This is a genomic window from Promicromonospora citrea (assembly GCF_013004695.1).
GTDB lineage: Bacteria > Actinomycetota > Actinomycetes > Actinomycetales > Cellulomonadaceae > Promicromonospora > Promicromonospora citrea.
Map to the genome: position 1 here is coordinate 1 of NZ_JABEMG010000288.1, position 1,151 is coordinate 1,151.

Here is a 1,151-nt window from a genome sequence, read left to right on the forward strand (position 1 = left end):
GGCCCCTGGCGCACGGCCTTCCGCAGCCCGCCGACGACGGCGCGGGCCTGCCCGGTCGCGTCGCGCAGGTCGGCCACGAGACCGGTGCGGATCCGCTCGCCCTCGCGGGGCAGGCGGCGGTCGACGAACCCGTCGGCGTCGTCCGCGCGGAACCCCGCCGCGGCGACGGCGGCCTGCAGCGCGCCGACGTGCATGCCGCCGTCGGCCACGACGTGGGACGTGACGAAGCTGAGGACCGCACCGCCGCCGATCGTGGGGGCTGCGGCGAGGGCCCACGTGGGGCCGTTCTCGGGGTCGAGGTGCGCCTGGGCCTGGCGATCGGCCCAGGTGAGCACGGCGTCGTCGCGGACGGGGGTGGACTCGATCGACGGCGGCAGGAAGATGCCGGACTCGGACCACCGGGCGCGGGCACCGGGCAGGCGGCCCGGCCGCACGACCCGCTGGAGCGGACCCTCGGTCAGACCGCGGTGCACCGCGCGCACCGCGCGCTCCTCGAGCGGGACGGGCAGGCGCCAGACGGTCTGGTTGACGACCGAGACGCCGAGCACGCGGCGGGTGCGCAGGAACAGGTCGTCGTCGTAGGTGAGGCGGTTGGTGGCGAGCGGGGTCGCCGTCGGCGGGATGGTCACGGGGCCTCCGGTACGGGGACGGGACGGGGCGACGGGGTCGGTAGGGTGCGCGCGTGCGACACGTGATGGCCCTCGTGGGCAGCCGAGGAGACGTCCAGCCCGCCCTCGCCGTCGGGCTGGAGCTGCGCCGGCGCGGGCACGAGGTGGTCACGGGCGTCGCCCCGAACCTCGTGCCGCTCGCGCGGCGGCTGGGGCTGGACCCGGTGCCGCTGGGTATCGACTCGGCGGAGCTGCTCGGCTCCGACCTCGTGCGCCGCGACATGCGCTCCGCGCACCCGGTGCGCCGGGTCCGTGCGCTGCGCGCGGTCGCGGCGGCAGGCTGGGACGAGCTGCGCACGGGCCTGACCGCGCTGCTCGACGACGCGGGCGGCGCGGACACGCTCGTCACGGGCCTGCTGGGCCAGGAGGTCGCCGCGGCGGTGGCCGAGCGGCGCGGGCTGCGCACGGCCGCCCTGCACTACTGCCCGGTGCGGGCCAACGGTGTGGTCGCGCCGGTCGCGGGGGTGCGCGGCCGGGCCGCCA

2 protein-coding genes are annotated in these 1,151 nt (G+C 78.4%); one reads left to right on the plus strand and one right to left on the minus strand.

The window, feature by feature from the left end; translation table 11 throughout:
• The coding region (locus HLB15_RS23665) for a hypothetical protein (RefSeq protein ID WP_212760293.1) at positions 1 to 629 on the minus strand (629 nt) is incomplete at its 3' end.
• 53 nt (positions 630 to 682) lie between these two features.
• Between HLB15_RS23665 and HLB15_RS23670 the strand changes: the two genes are divergently transcribed.
• On the plus strand, positions 683 to 1,151 hold a 469-nt coding region (locus HLB15_RS23670; protein ID WP_212760294.1), incomplete at its 3' end, for a glycosyltransferase.